The sequence below is a fragment of the Aliiglaciecola sp. NS0011-25 genome (genome assembly GCF_040370605.1).
GTDB lineage: Bacteria > Pseudomonadota > Gammaproteobacteria > Enterobacterales > Alteromonadaceae > Aliiglaciecola > Aliiglaciecola lipolytica_A.
Window position 1 is genome coordinate 12,910 of the sequence record NZ_BAABWR010000018.1, and the last position, 15,691, is coordinate 28,600.

A 15,691-nucleotide genomic window follows, 5' to 3' on the forward strand; every position below is an offset into this window, starting at 1 on the left:
TTAGTTCTCTTATTAAAGTTCTCAATAATTTGCCTACTATTTTAGACAAATCCATAACAAATACTTAATCAATTGATTATGTATTAATTTAACTGGGAATTAGCTGGAATGCATTAATTGTTTACAAGCAGCATTGTTGTAATTAGTTAACCGTATAATTATGTTAATCTGTGGGTTTGTTTTCAGAATATTTTTTTAAGGGCAATTCATGATCCCATGGACCCAGTTAGGCACTGCCAATATCCCTAATGGTGGCGGTGAAATGAAACTATCGCAACGAGGTGATGAATTTTCAATACGTTTGTCAGGTATTCGTGGCGAACTGATGAATAGTCGAGTCTATAATTCAGAGAAAGAGCTTTCTAAGCTAGGCTGTGCTTATTTAAAGTCAGTTGATGATGCTCAAGTATTAGTGGGTGGGTTAGGCATGGGGTACACACTCGCAGAAGCCCTAAAAGCTGTACCCTTGTCAGCACAAGTTACGGTAGCTGAATTAGTTCCTGAAGTGGTTGTCTGGAATCAGGGGCCATTAGGAGAATGTGCTAAGCGTCCACTCGATGATCCTCGCACTAAAGTGGTAGTGGGCGATGTTAAAGCGCTGTTATCAACTAATAAACCGACCTTTGATGCTATTTTACTGGATGTTGATAATGGTCCTGAAGGGCTTACTCATGCCAATAATAATTGGATTTATTCAATACAGGGAATTCAAGATATCTATCAGGTATTACGACCTAAGGGGATGCTAGCGGTTTGGTCGGCAGGTCCTGATTATCTGTTCAGCGTGCGTTTAAAAGATGCTGGTTTTGATGTTGATACCCGTGTAGTGAGAGCGCGGCAAGGTAAGGGAAGCAGGCATACTATTTTTCTGGCTAGAAAACCCTAAGAACCAGCTAAATCTACCAGTAGAGCTAAAATCGAGTTTCGATTTTAGCTCTACTGAAGTCTTTGTTAGCTTTTATTGTCAGTAACCCATGTTTGCCATATTTGCTCAGTATTCCATTGCGCCGTCCATGCAACTATATCCTGAGCTGGCATTGGTCGGGCAATACCATAACCTTGTGCTAGGTCACAACCAAGTTGAAGTAACGTAACGCCGTGGGCAACAGTCTCTACTCCTTCGGCAATAACATTCCGATTGAAAGATTTAGCCAGGGCGACTATACCCGCGACTATGGCTCTGTCGTCAGGATCGATTAACATGTCTCGCACAAAGATTTGATCTATTTTGATTAAGTTGGCAGGTAATCTTCTTAAATAAGTGAGTGAAGAATAACCGGTTCCAAAGTCATCAATCGCAAAACTCACCCCTAAATTTATACAGTTTTTCATTGTCTCTGACGCATCTAACAGATCTTCTAAAGCACTGGTCTCTAAGACTTCTAGTTGTAATAAGTTGGGTGCAATATCAGGATAGGCAAGTAGTAGCTTTCCTAGCCGCTCAGCAAAATTATTCTGCTGAATCTGCAGTGCACCAATGTTGACGCTAACAGGGATCACAAGATCATCTTTTTGCCATTTACCTATTTGCTGTAACGCTTCCTCAATTACCCATTCGCCAACGTCTATGCTCAGCTGATGGTTCTCAATGAAAGGTAAAAACTCCGCCGGAGACAGTAGTCCTAGCTCAGGATGCTGCCAACGAATTAATGCTTCGGCGCCAATAACTTCTCCGGTTCTCATATTTACTTTAGGCTGGTAAAACAGCACAAACTCGCGGTTGTCTAACGCGGTTCGAATATTTTGTAACCTTTCATGACGCACCTTGATAGCATCTTCAGATTTGATATCAAATAGGTGGTAGCAGTTTTTGCCTTTTTGCTTGGCCAAATACATTGCTTGGTCAGCATGACGAATAAGTTGGTCGGCGTCGGTCTGGTCGGCAGGGTACAAAGTAACACCTATACTTGCTGAGACTTTTAGGGTGATATTGCCTAAAGTTACTGGTACGCAAGCGGCTTTTAACATCCGGTTTATGATCGGTTGGAAATCTTGTAATTGCTCCAAATCTGCTAATACGGCAACAAATTCATCACCACCGAAGCGTGATAATGTGTCGCAATCTCGCATGGCCTCTTTTAGTCGAGATGCAATAACCACTAACAAGTCATCACCTAAACTGTGCCCATGGGTATCGTTTACTTCTTTAAACCCATCTAAATCCAAAAATACGACAGCCAATAATCTCTGATTGCGTTTGCTTTGGGAAATTGCCTGCCTTAACCGGTCTGCCAATAGTGTGCGATTGGGGAGGTTAGTTAAAACATCGTAATGGGCCATGTGCTCAAGTTTATTTTGCTGCTCTTTAAACTCGGAAATATCGGTAAATATAGCCACATAATTTTTTACATTACCATTGGCATCATTTACGGCGCTAATGGTTAGCAGTTGGGCATAAACATCATTATTCTTACGTTTATTCCAGATTTCTCCGCACCAAAAACCGTATTCTGAAATTGCTTTCCACAGCTTTTGATAGAAATCTGTAGATTGTTTATCTGATTTTAGAATGCTTGGATTTTTACCTAAAACTTCTTCTCGTGAATACCCTGTTATATTGACGAAGGTTTGATTGACGTCGATTATATCTCCCTTAATATCGGTGATGATGATGCCTTCGCGGGCATGGGAGAAAACACTGGCAGCTAACTTGAGCTGTTCTTCAATCTGCTTATTTTTGGTCACATCTTGGACCAGCGAAGTTACGCCAATAACAGTACCGAATTCATTTAAGATTGGTGTACTGTGCCATTCACAAATTATAACGTTGCGGTTTTTAGTGAAGTTCTCATTGGTATTACATCTGCCTCCTTTTTGATCTAGCAGTAACTGATAAACATTGATGAGTTCTTCTTCTAATTCGGGTAGCAAAATAAGATCTGAGGCATGTCTACCTATTGCCTCATTCGCAGTATAACCAAATATATTTTCTGCAAATTTGTTCCACTTAGTACAAATAAGGTTTTTATCCCAAGAAATGCAGCCAAGTGAGGTATTCTTTATGTGTTCAGAAAACTCTTTTTCACTTTTTAATAGGGATTGTTGACTTTCTTGCAGTTGTCTTTCAGCGTTTAAGCGAGTTTTGGCCATCAGCATAAAGCGGTGTTGCAATTCTATAAGCTCAGATGAACCTTGCTCAGGTATATCTGCGATATCTTTACCCAACTCTAAATCTTTTGTTGATTGCAACAGGTTTCTTAAAGGGATAACTAAAGTCTTTTGAATACCCCAACTGGCGATGATAATCATTAAAAATACAATCAGAAGTAGCACAATACCAGTGATGATTAAACGTGAATTGATCGCGTTAAGCTCTTCTCCGAAAGGAATACCGACGAGAATATTAATAACTTCACTATCATTGAATAGTGGCTTTTCAACAAAAATTCGCTGTTGGTTATCGACCTTAAAAGTAGAATCGTATTTTTGAAGATTACCTTGAATAATTGAAATGTCCGAACCCAGTAAGTTAGCATCAGCAGGAAAGGCGGCCAGTATTTTTTGTTCATGATCCGTTATGTACGCTACTGAATTTGGCGGTAAACGAGAATCGGAAAGTTGTTTACTCCACCAATCAAGCGAGAGCACGGCTACCGCAGCTCCAATGACATCATTATTTTGCGGATTTAAGACGGGATACGCAAAGTTAATACTGGCTACTTTCGCTGCTCTATCTACTTGATATTCACCAATCGAAAATTGTTTATTTGCCATCGCTTGTTGGATATAAGCACGGTCAGCGACATTTATCGGTTGCTTGAGTGGTTTAGCGTTACATACCAACTCCCCACTAGCGTTTGGTACACCAATGTTTATGTAGGTATCTTTAATTTTTACTATATCGGCTAACAACGCGCTACATTCAGCTGAATCTGGCGTTAACACCGCGCTAAATGTCGCTAGGTGCTTTAAAAATTTCTCAGTTCTTTTAATCAACAAAGATTGAAAATTTGTGGTGATATCTATCGTTTTTAGTGCTTCCTCTTGGGCCTCATGAATTGCATGCTCGCGCTCAAGGATTGACATATAAACAAGAGCCAATATCCCCGGAAGAGCAACCAAAAAAATGAGTAACACTAACCTCGATTGTATTGACTTTAAAAATCGTCTCATGTTTATCTAATTAAATCCAAAATAGGTAACCACAGCGCAAGGTTTCAAACCTTATATACATAGAATTGTACAGCATATAAGAAAGAATATATTTTTCTTTGGTTTTAGTGGAATCTTGGTCGTCACAAAAAGCCTCAATATTTTATCTAAATGAAATATTGAGGGCTTAATTTGTTTTATAGATGACTCTTGATTGTAGCGATGAGTTGTTCAATTCGCTCAGCATTTTTGCCGAGATCACTTCTACCAACACGGGATTTGCTGCGGATATCAACAATGGTGTCTGGTCCTTTACTAGCAATGCGAACAACCACATCATCTTTGAAGCCAAACCAGGCTGTAGTATCTGTTGCTTCAATAATACCTAATGTTTTGTCAGCATTAACCAATTCCCAACCTAAATCTTTAATGGCAGCTTCTGTAGCACTGAAGACTTGCAAACTAGGCTGAGAGAATGTTTGAGGGGTTAATTGCGGGTAGGCTTCTCGTTGTTGTTTAGCCGTTTCTTCACCGGCGTACTCAACTGGATTAGGCGCATCTGCACGTAAGTCTGCTATGGCGATAAATTGAGGAGGATTGCTAAGATCAGTTGAAATATCATGAATCGGAGGTACAGATTTAGCTTTATTCATAATGCTAAGGGGTAAACCAACGGCAACTAATGCCAAAACAGCAGATACTGTTACACTTGCCCAACTGATGTTTTTACGTAAAAAAATCACTTGAATTAAAATCAGAATAATTGCCCCAACACCGGCGAAAACTCCGTAGCGCAATGCTGTAAAAGCTGGACCGAGCTCTAAAATTCCATATTTGTATAACGGGCCAGGTAGTGCAACAAGTAAAATAGCGAGAAAGCTAATGAGGCTAACCAAGGTCTTCATAGTGAGTACTCCGATCTTATTGTAATATCCATGTTTTATAGCCTTATGATATATGAACAAATAGGTACGGTCAGTAATTGTTTTAGACTTAGTTTTGAAATCTGTTTAACAATGGTATTGAATCAATATGCAAAATGAAGCATGGCTGCGAATGGGTAGCTTTTTAACGGTCTTAGTGATCATGATGTTGTGGGAGGCGATATTGCCCAATCGGGTATCTCCTGTAGCGCGATCGAAAAGATGGCTCAGCAACTTTTTTTTGGTGTTCTGTGGTGCACTTGTGGGGCGGCTATTCGTTCCTGCCGGGCTGGCATTTGTCGCTATTTTCGCTGATAACATGCAATTTGGTTTACTTAATATTCTAAGTATGCCCGATTGGTTGGTGATTTCGCTGGCCGTGATTATACTAGATTGTTTGATTTACTGGCAGCACCGTTTATTCCATCGTGTGCCTATTTTATGGCGTTTACACAAAGTTCACCATGCCGATCCCCATTTAGATGCTTCTACTGGATTGCGTTTTCACCCGATTGAAATAGCCCTAAGTTTATTGGTTAAGGCTCTGGGGATTTTAATCTTAGGCGTGCCGGTTGAGGCGATTTTAATCTTTGAGATATTGCTCAATGGAAGTGCGATTTTTAATCACAGCAATATTAAATTGCCCAGTTGGTTAGAATGGCCTTTGCGTAAATTGGTGGTTACCCAAGCCATGCATCGTATTCATCATAGCCAGGTAGTGAAAGAGACTGATAGCAACTATGGCTTCTGTTTGTCTATCTGGGACCGTCTTTTTAATAGTTACACTAAACAAGCCGAAGCAGGAGACGATGGGCTAAAATTGGGATTAAAAGACTACCCCAATGAGTCTAGCAATACAGGTATTGGAACTGTGCTGTTAATGCCTTTTCGGGATAAACCTAGCAACCATAGTGATTAATCTTTGGTTGCTAGCAAAGTGTTATAACCTACCCAGATGCGAATAATTGCCGTTAACCAGCAAATGACCGCAAACACACTGGCGATCAGTACAAAATGAGTGGGCAACAAACAAAATAGACACAAGACTAAAATCGTTTCAAAACCCTCTGCTAGGCCACCCATATAATGTAAGCTTTTTTGTGGATAGTTAGGACTGTCTATACCATGTTTGCTGGCCATAATGGCAAAGGCTAAAAAGCTCCCCCCAGTGGCCATAAAAGACAACATTAGAAAACTGCCAGCAATTGCATTTTCCAGTGGATTGACACATACAAATGCAAAAACAATGGCAGAATAAAAAATAAAATCTAGGGTAATATCTAAAAAACCACCGGCGTCAGAAGGGGCCGTTTCTCTGGCGATAGCGCCGTCCAATCCATCTCCTAATCGGTTTAACAAAATTAAACTTAATGCCACATAATAGTGCTCGAACATAATCGCCGGTATCGCTAACATTCCAACTATAAAACCCACAAAGGTTATTGAGTCTGCAGTAATACCCCATTTAATTAGCCGTTTCGCTAGGCAACAAAGAGGTTTTTTCAAAAGCCGATTTAATAGAGGGTCAATCATGGTTTACCTTGTTATTAGTGGTTTTCACTTATGAATGGCTTATCATTTTTTTAAAAGTGAATTTATTATTATAGACTGCGATAAAAATCAGCTAAGTCTAAGTGTTGGGCTTGTGCAGGAATATTATCTAGGTCGTGACTGACCATAATAGTTGGCACTCCTCGAGTTTGAAGTTGCGCAAATGCCCATTGACTCACTTGGGCGCTGGTTTTCGGATCCAGTGCTGCAAAAGGTTCGTCCATTAGCAGTGCTTTCGGCTCATTTGCCAGTGCTCTTACTAACCCCACTCTTGAGCGTTCGCCACCACTTAGTTGTTCAACGTAATGCTTGGCGACGTAACCCATATCAATCTTATTTAGCATGGCTAAAGCTAGATCACGACGTTGATGCTTATTTAATTTATTAGGGGGTTGGTTTGTTAGATGCTTAGGTAGTGCAAAACAAATGTTATCTAGCACGGTTAAGTGAGGGAATAGATGTACATCTTGCATCAACAAACCTATACGGCGCTGTTCTATCTTGACAGCGTTAAGCTGCACATCGTTCAAGGTTATATCACCACTGACTTTAGCATGCTCTGGTGTGTCTCCTAACAGCCAGTGCAAAAAAGTAGATTTTCCCATACCACTTGGGCCAGTCAATACCAACAACTCGCCGTTTTTAAGGCGTATTTCTGGAAGTTCGATGCATCCGTTTTCCATAAAAATTTTACAGTGGCTAATGTGTAACATCGAAACTTCCCCGGACACGTTGTGCCATTATACTGGCGGTAAAAAAGGCAATAAAAGGCAATGAAGCTTGAACTAACATATAGATCGCAGTGATATTTTGTTCGTTACCAGAGGCTATCGCAACCGCTTCAGTAGTGATTGTGGTCACGCGGCCGGCTCCGATCATTAAAGTTGGAATATATTGGGCAACACTGACGGAAAAAGCGATCGCTAGAGCACTTAACATTGCGGGTCGCAGCAACATCATGCGAATTTTCCAAAATTGTTGCCAGTAATTGTATCCAAAGCTGGCGGCGACTAATTCAAAATGGCGATCCAGACTCTGAAACGGGCCGCGCAACACAAGGTAGCTATAAGCAAAGGTGAAGGGCAGGTGTGACAGGATTATCCAACCGCTATGATAACCGCCATTCAAAGCTGTATGTGATATTTGCCAACCATATACCATGCTCAGTTGCGGTAAAAGAATCGCCATTAACCAAATATAATCGGGTAAATAAACTGTGCTTTGACGTTGTAGCTCTAAGGCTAAAATTGCCATGAACACACCTATGACACCACTTAATAAAGCAATGTAGAGGCTGTTCAATAACGGCCCTTGCATAAAAAACCATTCGTCTTGCCATAATCTGAAAGACCAATTTACGCTGCTTAAGGTGTTAATTGTTCCTTGATTGTTCCAGCCTAACGACCAGACCAAAAAAGTCACTAAAATAGCAAGGGTTAACAGGCTAAAAAAACCTAACCAATGGGTAAATAGACGGCTAATTCGAACGATTTTTAAATTAGTTCCTTTTACTGCGCGATTGCGTAAACGTTTGACTGCCCACCATTCATGCAGATAAATGCCGACAATTAAAAGGGCTAACAAAACTAAAAGTACAAGATTACCAACAAAAGCCAAGGTTTGTTGTTCAGCAGTAAAACCGGTCTGCCAGTTATATAGCACGACAGCATAAAGTTCCGGAATATTAGGGCCTACCAATAAACTTATATCTAACACGGACAAGGAATAGGCCATAGCGGCGAGCAACGCTAAACGTGATTGTTTTAAGATGATAGGAAATACCAACAGCCACCAACTAGCACTTTCGCTGTGTCCTAGTGCTCTGCCTTGTAACAACCAATTTTTAATCGCTAACTGACGACCTAAGGCACTGAATATTAATAAAAAGAATGGAACTTCTTTAATACTGATTGCGAGCAACATTGTGACTAAGCTTTTGTGTGGTAAACCTAGCCATTGTGGTGGGGAATAGCCAAATACTCCCCAAAGGGATGACCACAGCATACCACCAGAACTAAATAAATAAACTAAACCCAAGGCAACGGCTAAATGAGGTAACGATAATAGCGGGGCGAGTCGCTTTTCTAGCGCTTGCCAACGAGGGTTAAAACGATATTGACTGTACACCATAAACGCAATGTAAAGCGCCAATAAAGGAGCAAGTAACGATAACGCCAGTGTGCTTAACACCGTAGATGCTAAGCCGTTGTATGCAAAAAAACGCGCTATATCACTCCAAGATATAGCGACTGAAGGCCATATACCGACGATGATTCCAAATAGGGGAAGTCCTGCCACTAATGTAACAATCAACCAGCCGGTACTAAGCGTTAAGCGCCGTATTTTTGTTGCCATTGATCTTCAATAACTTGTTGCCATGAGCTATGCAGTTCTTGTTGCGAGGGGAGCGTTGATGCGGGATCTAATAACGGCCTAATCACCGCAGGATCACCCCAACTGCCATGTAATTTTTGATTCTGTGCTTCTTCACTTAATAAGAAGTTGATCACAACCTTTGCCCCTGATGGGCTTTGTGCGCCCTTTGGAATAGCCAAATTGTGGCTGTTAGTAATAGCGCCTTGAGTGAAATATAAACGTTGTGCCGAGACCGATATGCGCTTTTCCTGCTGCTCTTTGTTTAATTGATTTGGATTGAAACTGACGGCCATATCCAATTTGTTTTGTTGAAACAGCGAAAGTTGCTCGGTGTTTGAACTCGGAAAGGCACGACCTTGTTGCCAGATTAATGGATGCAATTGGTCTAAATATTCCCACAGCAAGGGGAGTAGTTTTGTTTGGGCTTCTGGGGTTGCGAATTCAAACAATCGTTTATCGTTGTTGCTAAGAGCCACTATAAGTTGCTTCAAAAATGTTGTGCCATGGAACTCTGGCGGTCTTGGATAACTAAGTCGGCCAGGGTGTTGTTTAGCAGCTTGCAGAATACTTGCCGGTGTGAAGTTTAAGTTCTGTTTGTCAGCACTGTTAAGTGCAAAGATATTCTGATTGGCAATAATGTTGTACTGGCCTACGCCCCAAGGTACTTCAAATTCTTCTATGGCTACACCAAAATCACTCTGTAACGAAAGTTGTTCGGTGGCCAGCATTGCACTATTGGGAATGGTTGACCACAAATTACCGAGTAACAACTGTTGTTGTTTTAAGTAGCTGAAATTTTCGCCGTTTATCCAAAGCAAGTCGATGGCACTTTGGTTGCCTGACTCGGCTTTTAAACGGCTCACGGCTTCGCTAATATCCGCAACTTTAACGTGGCGCAGACGGATCTTGTAACGACTGGCAATTTCCCGCGCTGCCCAGCGCAGATAGTCATTGATTGGCTTTGAGCCACCCCATGCGTAAAAATACACGGTCTGGCCTTTAGCTTCAGTTAAGGTTTTTTGCCATTCTGGGCTAGTGGTCACTATGGTCGCGGTTGCACGCTGAGTTTCTTGCCCATGGGCAAACGGCATTACGCTACTCAACACAAGCAATAGCATTGTTATTGGCAGGGTAGCTCTGCTCATCATAGACGTTGTTACTGCCACGTTAAAAGTTCGCCACATCATTCAATCGCCAGTCATAATCTTTAAATGTGATGGGATAGTTTCCTTTTTTAATGATATCACGCTGGATTTGTGCGTTGCTATCACTGTCCACTAATGCGTCACTATACATATTAAGCACGTCGTATAATGAGCTAAATCCTTGCTGTCCTTTTTCAAAATCTTCACGGTACCATTGGAAAATTGAAGAAAGCGATGCTTCACCTTGTTGTCCTTTTACGATGATTTCGTTACGACTATTATCCGCTAAAAATAAGTGCATTTGACTATCAAGTTGAGCGTTGAGGTTATCTGCTGTAAAAGCTTCATTGCGAAGGGGAGGGCATGATACTGCAGCACAAACTAATGCCGCATGAATACGGGGCTCTTTAAACCACTGACGAATCATTTCATGCTCAATGTCGTCTAAATTGTGCTTTTTATCCAACAGATTAAAAAATTTCTTACTCCAGGGGGAGCTAAAAAATGAACCTAAGTCACGAATGGATTGAGCGTCGCCTTGTTTAAATTGCTCCCAGTTATCAACAATTAACTTTAAAGTGTAACCGTTGTAAGCGTTGATTAAAAAACTCAGTTGTTGTTGCTCATTCCAACCATCATATTGGCTCTTAGTTACACTTGAAAACGCACTTAAAGCTCGTTCTAACGCATCTTTTTTGAGAACCAATTGTTGGTATTTTACTCGGGTTTGCTTTTTGTCATCGGAGACTTGCACAACGTGCGCTAATAATTGGTTGTAGTTGTCAAAACCATGATCGAAGTCAGCAGCGTAGGATTTTGCACACACTAAAACAGCAAATAATACACTTGCCATAACACTGTTGATAACGATGCTTTTAATTTTACTTAAAGACGTGAACATATTATTTTCCGTTAAACTATCATTCATAAAAATGCGTCAAAAAGAACAAATTCGCAGCGATTAACCACTAGGTTAATCGCAACGTTATTATTACCTTAAAACATTGGTAGGGCGCAGGCATGCTAACTAGCAAGTTAGATATTTGCTTTGCAACAATTCAAAAACGCCGGATACCCATTTATTTACGTCGCCAAGCGTGAAAACGCTCAACAAATGCCAATAGTTTTTGCGGTGCGTTATTTTTCTTCCAGTTGCCGGCCACGTTTTTATTGGCTTCAGCCATCGTTGGGTAAATATGGATCGTACCTAATAGTTTATTCAATCCTAAACCATGTTTCATGGCTAAAACGAATTCGGCTAATAGTTCGCCTGCATTTGCCCCTACTATGGTTGCACCGAGTATTTTGTCTTTCCCAGGTTTGGTTAACACTTTAACAAAACCGCGGGCGTGATCATCAGCCAGTGCCCGATCTAGCCCACCAATGTCATACCGAGTCACTTCTACTTGAATACCTTTTTGCTTAGCGGCTACTTCATTTAGACCTACTGTGGCAATTTCTGGCTCAGCGAAGGTCGCCCAAGGGATAACGCTGTAATCCACTTTAAAGATTTTAAAAGGTCTGAACAACGCATTCACTGCTGCATACCAAGCTTGATGGCTCGCAGTGTGAGTGAATTGATAAGGACCTGCAACATCACCAGCGGCCAGAATATTAGGGTACTTGGTTTGTAAAAAGTCATTGGTGATTATAGTACGGTCTGTTTCGATACCAAGTTTCTCTAAACCAAAACCGGTTAAGTTCGCTTGGCGACCAACAGCGACTAAAATTTTATCAAACGGAATACGTTCTTCTTTACCTTCGTACTCAACAACTAACACATTGCCTTCGCTGGTGGTTTCCACCGCCATTGCGCTCGTGTTGAGGCGTAAATCGATACCGTCTTTTTCAAGCTGAATTTGTAAATGCTTGGCTGCATCTGGATCTTCTTTACTTAATACCTGCTCGCCACGTTCTATTTGTGTCACATGGGTGCCTAAGCGACCAAACGCTTGTGATAATTCACAACCAATTGGACCTCCACCAAGCACTATCATGCGTTTAGGCTGTTCTTGAATCTCCCAAAGATTATCTGCAGTTAAGTAGTCAATATCTTTTAAACCTGGGATATCAGGCACAAATGCACGAGCTCCGGTAGCAATAACAATATTGCGGGTGGTCAGGGATTGCACGCCATCTTCGGTTTGAATATCAACCTGCCACGGAGAAACAATGGTGGCATTACCAATGGCCACATTCACGCCCAAGGATTCGTAGCGTTCAACAGAATCATGAGGCTCAATAGATTTAATCACGCTATGTACTTTGTTCATCACCGCTTTAAAATCTACTTTTGGCGCATCATAGGTTACGCCTGCATTTTGCGAGGTGTGGTGAATGTGGGCTAATTTACTAGCATGTAATAAACTTTTAGATGGCACACAACCGGTATTCAGACAGTCACCACCCATTTTATGACGCTCAACTAAGGTTACTTTTGCTTTGATTGCTGCAGCAATATAAGCGGTAACCAAACCGGCTGAACCTGCTCCAATAACAACTAGGTTGCGATCGAATTTTTTGGGTTTTTTCCAGCCCTTATAGACACGACGTTGTTGCAATGCACTGAGCATGAATTTAGCGAGAATAGGGAAGATACCCAATAGCACGAAGGATAAAATCAAATCACCAGAAATGATGTCAGACAATTGATTAATTTCGACTAACTGGGTACCTGCGTTAACGTAGACCGCGGTTCCAATCAACATGCCTATTTGGCTAACCCAATAATAAGTCCAGGTTTTGATACTGGTAACACCCATTACTAAATTAATGATAAAGAAAGGAAATATGGGAACTAAGCGCAAACTAAGTAGGTAAAACGCACCGTCTTTTTCGATCCCTTTGTCGATTGACTCAAGCTTTTTCGAAAAGGTACTTTTAACCCAATCACGCAATAAAAAGCGAGATGCTAAAAATGCTAAGGTTGCGCCAATACTTGACGCGAATGAGGCAAGTAACAAACCCCAACCAAACCCAAATAATGCGCCTGCACCTAGCGTCAGAATGGCTGCGCCTGGTACACTCAAGGCCGTTGCTACAGCGTATATAATTAAGTAGCCAAAAAATGCCACTAACCAGTTAGCTTCAATGTATCCAGCCAATGATTGTTGATTGCTCTTTAAGCTTTCTAGGGTTAGGTATTGGTTAAGATCAAAGATAAAAAAGCTGGCGATTAATGCTGCAATTACTATGACCAATATTAAACGTTTACTGTTCATGTTGGGTTTAAGCCTTAAAATTGTATGTGTAGGTTAACTGAACATTTCTCGGAAGTTCAGGGAAAACTAGAGTTGATCCAAAATAGCCGCCCTCAAATACCGGACGCCAATTCTTTTCGTTGGTTAAATTACGCACTTCGAAGCGCAAATTCGATTGCTCAGAAAGAGCAATATTAGTGTTAATGTTAATGGTTATTTGATCCCGTATAAGTACGCTAGCAAGGTAATCCAGAGGGTAACTTTTAGTGTAAATCGCCGAACCTGAGACATCCCAATTATCCAATATCTGATAGCCTGCACTGGCCGAAATTGTCTGCTGTGGAATACCTTGTACTCGTTGGTTTGAAGCTGCAAAACCGGCAAAGTTAGGTGCACCTATACCCGTGCCTTGAATGATGTCAGGACGAGAGTTGTCAAATGCATCAGCCACTTGCTGAGAATCTTGTGCACTGGCAGAATTATCATATCGAGCATCTAAATAGCTATATCCTAGGTTGGCCCATAACGCACGTCCTTGATAAAATACTTGGGCTTCGAAGCCGTCAGCGATAATGCCTGTGTTGCTGCCGTCGCGATTGCGTAAACTGCGAGTTTGTTCGAAGATTGACGCATCTGCATACCAAGGAGTGTCGGCAGGAGAGTATTTCATACCCAATTCGTACAACGTGTTTTCGGTTGTAAAGTTCAGTGGACTGATTTTGTTATCTGCACCTAATACTGTGCCGCCGCCCATGCTGTTTGAGGTTGCTTCGTTATAACTGTATGTCGCATAGGTCACCACAGAATCGGTTAATTTGAAACGCGCAGAAGCTGATCCTGAGTATAACCATTTAGAGAATGTATCTTGAGCTGCAATTTGTTCTTGTGGCGGCAAAGCATCTCTGGCCTCAACATTGTAATGATCGGCGCGAATACCAAGGGTAGTGCTAAAGCGGTCGTTCCAGTCACTTTCCTGTTCAGCAAACAACCCTGTTTGCCAAGTTGTGGAGTCTGTGGTGTCAGATAATGAAAAGTCATTTACGCCATCTCCATCTACATCGTAGTTGGCGCCGGGAGACACAAATACCCCTGGTCGTAACTCAACTAATCGAGATTTTTGCGCATCTGTCAGCGGAATTCGACGCTGTTCAATCGTGCCCAACAAATCAATCGGCAAGTCAGCTTCAGTGGTAAATTGACTGTATCCCAAAACATCGTTGTAACGAATATCAATGCCCCAAGTTGTTTGTTGTTCAGCCTGCCAAATTGAATTTATTTCAAGTCGGTTTTGAGCTGTTTTGGCACCATCGATAATTTCGACAAAACTGTTTTGTGCGATTTCTTCGCGCTCTAAATATTGAAAATAACTACGGTTAGTTAAGCTATGAATTGAATTTAACTCTCGCTGGTAAGTGCTATGAAAAACATAGGTTTGTGCCGTATTGATATTATCTGGATCGGTTAGTACAGTGCTGCGGGGAATCTCCACTTCGCCGGTTGGCGATACAACCGCAAATGCACCGGGAATTAGTGAGCCGTTTGGTTGCACCCCTTGACCGGTAATATACAGGCCATTGTCGATTAAGTTCTGAGTAGGCCGGTTAATTCCTGCATTATCAGTGAAATCCACGTCATAATATTCGAAACTGATATCCCAGCTCGATTTGTCATCGGGGAGCAGGCGTAATGTCACGAATAAATCTTCACTCTGAAATCCGCTATAGTCGAAGTAGCTATCGTTATCGATATACTCGGCACTCACGCGAATCCCACTTTTGCCTTCTTCAATGGCGGTATTTATATCTAACTTAGCGCGATAGTGTTGCCAACTGCCTGCATTGGCCTGAAATTTGATATCCGTCCCTGATAAAGAAGCGACTTTGTTGTTTAGGTTAACAAAACCACCGTTTCGTTGACTTGTCCCTAAAATGACAGAGGGAGCTCCTTTTACTACATCAATTTGTCCCACGCTGTTAAAAGACAGTGGAATACCAAAGCCGTTGTTACCTGCTTGACGTCGCATTCCTTGTTGGAATAATTCCCCTAATTGACCACGAATTGTGGGTAGACTCGGTGCGCCAAAGCCACTTGCTGAGTAGGTGTTTGGCACTAACGTCAGCACGTCTTGCAAATCATCAATAGACAGTTGCTCTAGCATATCAGCAGAAATTGAAGACACTGAGCGAGCGATTTCCGTTAAGTTTTTATCTTTCCCAAATGGGCCATCGATGACTGCATTTTTAGGCGATAAAACAAGGGCGGGCTGCACTTCGCCTGTCACTATTACATGTTCAATATTATTTTCTTGAGCTGCAACGGGATAGGTCATAATCAAACTAACACCGACTAACAACTGCTGTGATTTGGTTACCATTGCTGTTCCTATAATTAATCACTCTGAGCC

Annotated in this window: 11 protein-coding genes; 2 read left to right on the forward strand and 9 right to left on the reverse strand. The window is 41.5% G+C overall.

Features of this window, described 5'->3' with window-relative positions; genetic code table 11:
* Positions 1-208 precede the first annotated feature (208 nt).
* The gene (locus tag ABWV72_RS15500) at positions 209-886 is read left to right on the forward strand and encodes a spermidine synthase (RefSeq protein ID WP_216050352.1); all 678 of its coding nucleotides are present in this window, start codon (positions 209-211) and stop codon (positions 884-886) included.
* Between the two features lie 65 nt (positions 887-951).
* On the opposite strand, the gene ABWV72_RS15505 is transcribed toward ABWV72_RS15500, so the two are convergent.
* Together ABWV72_RS15505 and ABWV72_RS15510 are read right to left on the reverse strand one after the other, a co-directional pair.
* Positions 952-4,026, reverse strand: coding sequence for an EAL domain-containing protein (locus tag ABWV72_RS15505; protein WP_353371588.1), 3,075 nt, complete (start codon positions 4,024-4,026; stop codon positions 952-954).
* A 263-nt stretch (positions 4,027-4,289) separates the two neighbouring features.
* A complete protein-coding gene (locus tag ABWV72_RS15510; RefSeq protein WP_342807516.1) occupies positions 4,290-4,997 on the reverse strand; it encodes a DUF1499 domain-containing protein in 708 nt (235 codons plus the stop codon).
* A gap of 127 nt (positions 4,998-5,124) precedes the next feature.
* Here ABWV72_RS15510 and ABWV72_RS15515 point away from each other — a divergent pair, with 127 nt between their 5' ends.
* The gene (locus ABWV72_RS15515) at positions 5,125-5,934 is read left to right on the forward strand and encodes a sterol desaturase family protein (RefSeq protein WP_353371590.1); all 810 of its coding nucleotides are present in this window, start codon (positions 5,125-5,127) and stop codon (positions 5,932-5,934) included.
* On the opposite strand, the gene ABWV72_RS15520 is transcribed toward ABWV72_RS15515, so the two are convergent.
* The 7 genes from ABWV72_RS15520 to ABWV72_RS15550 all read right to left on the reverse strand — a co-directional run bounded on the left by ABWV72_RS15520 (position 5,931) and on the right by ABWV72_RS15550 (position 15,661).
* Positions 5,931-6,548 (reverse strand): CDP-alcohol phosphatidyltransferase family protein, encoded by a 618-nt coding sequence (locus tag ABWV72_RS15520; RefSeq protein WP_353371592.1) that lies wholly within the window; start codon positions 6,546-6,548, stop codon positions 5,931-5,933. The two genes, ABWV72_RS15515 and ABWV72_RS15520, sit on opposite strands and share 4 nt — an antisense overlap.
* A gap of 68 nt (positions 6,549-6,616) precedes the next feature.
* Positions 6,617-7,279, reverse strand: coding sequence for an ATP-binding cassette domain-containing protein (locus tag ABWV72_RS15525; protein ID WP_303500174.1), 663 nt, complete (start codon positions 7,277-7,279; stop codon positions 6,617-6,619).
* A complete protein-coding gene (locus ABWV72_RS15530) occupies positions 7,266-8,921 on the reverse strand; it encodes an ABC transporter permease subunit (protein ID WP_353371595.1) in 1,656 nt (551 codons plus the stop codon). Before ABWV72_RS15530 ends, ABWV72_RS15525 begins: the two co-directional genes overlap by 14 nt.
* Positions 8,897-10,129: an ABC transporter substrate-binding protein gene (locus tag ABWV72_RS15535; protein WP_216050358.1), complete on the reverse strand. Its 1,233-nt coding sequence runs from the start codon at positions 10,127-10,129 to the stop codon at positions 8,897-8,899. Before ABWV72_RS15535 ends, ABWV72_RS15530 begins: the two co-directional genes overlap by 25 nt.
* Positions 10,110-10,988: a DUF547 domain-containing protein gene (locus ABWV72_RS15540; RefSeq protein ID WP_303500171.1), complete on the reverse strand. Its 879-nt coding sequence runs from the start codon at positions 10,986-10,988 to the stop codon at positions 10,110-10,112. The genes ABWV72_RS15535 and ABWV72_RS15540 overlap by 20 nt, the downstream gene beginning before the upstream one ends.
* A 178-nt stretch (positions 10,989-11,166) precedes the next feature.
* Positions 11,167-13,308 (reverse strand): dihydrolipoyl dehydrogenase family protein, encoded by a 2,142-nt coding sequence (locus ABWV72_RS15545; protein ID WP_303500170.1) that lies wholly within the window; start codon positions 13,306-13,308, stop codon positions 11,167-11,169.
* Positions 13,309-13,315: 7 nt separating this feature from the next.
* Positions 13,316-15,661, reverse strand: coding sequence for a TonB-dependent receptor (locus ABWV72_RS15550; protein ID WP_353371598.1), 2,346 nt, complete (start codon positions 15,659-15,661; stop codon positions 13,316-13,318).
* Positions 15,662-15,691: the final 30 nt, after the last annotated feature.

Coding starts and splice junctions, on each gene's coding strand:
- ABWV72_RS15500 (WP_216050352.1), top strand. CDS start 209: ATGATCCCATGGACCCAGTTAGGCACTGCCAATATCCCTAATGGTGGC.
- ABWV72_RS15505 (WP_353371588.1), bottom strand. CDS start 4,026: ATGTCAATCCTTGAGCGCGAGCATGCAATTCATGAGGCCCAAGAGGAA.
- ABWV72_RS15510 (WP_342807516.1), bottom strand. CDS start 4,997: ATGAAGACCTTGGTTAGCCTCATTAGCTTTCTCGCTATTTTACTTGTT.
- ABWV72_RS15515 (WP_353371590.1), top strand. CDS start 5,125: ATGCAAAATGAAGCATGGCTGCGAATGGGTAGCTTTTTAACGGTCTTA.
- ABWV72_RS15520 (WP_353371592.1), bottom strand. CDS start 6,548: ATGATTGACCCTCTATTAAATCGGCTTTTGAAAAAACCTCTTTGTTGC.
- ABWV72_RS15525 (WP_303500174.1), bottom strand. CDS start 7,279: ATGTTACACATTAGCCACTGTAAAATTTTTATGGAAAACGGATGCATC.
- ABWV72_RS15530 (WP_353371595.1), bottom strand. CDS start 8,921: ATGGCAACAAAAATACGGCGCTTAACGCTTAGTACCGGCTGGTTGATT.
- ABWV72_RS15535 (WP_216050358.1), bottom strand. CDS start 10,129: ATGATGTGGCGAACTTTTAACGTGGCAGTAACAACGTCTATGATGAGC.
- ABWV72_RS15540 (WP_303500171.1), bottom strand. CDS start 10,988: ATGTTCACGTCTTTAAGTAAAATTAAAAGCATCGTTATCAACAGTGTT.
- ABWV72_RS15545 (WP_303500170.1), bottom strand. CDS start 13,308: ATGAACAGTAAACGTTTAATATTGGTCATAGTAATTGCAGCATTAATC.
- ABWV72_RS15550 (WP_353371598.1), bottom strand. CDS start 15,661: ATGGTAACCAAATCACAGCAGTTGTTAGTCGGTGTTAGTTTGATTATG.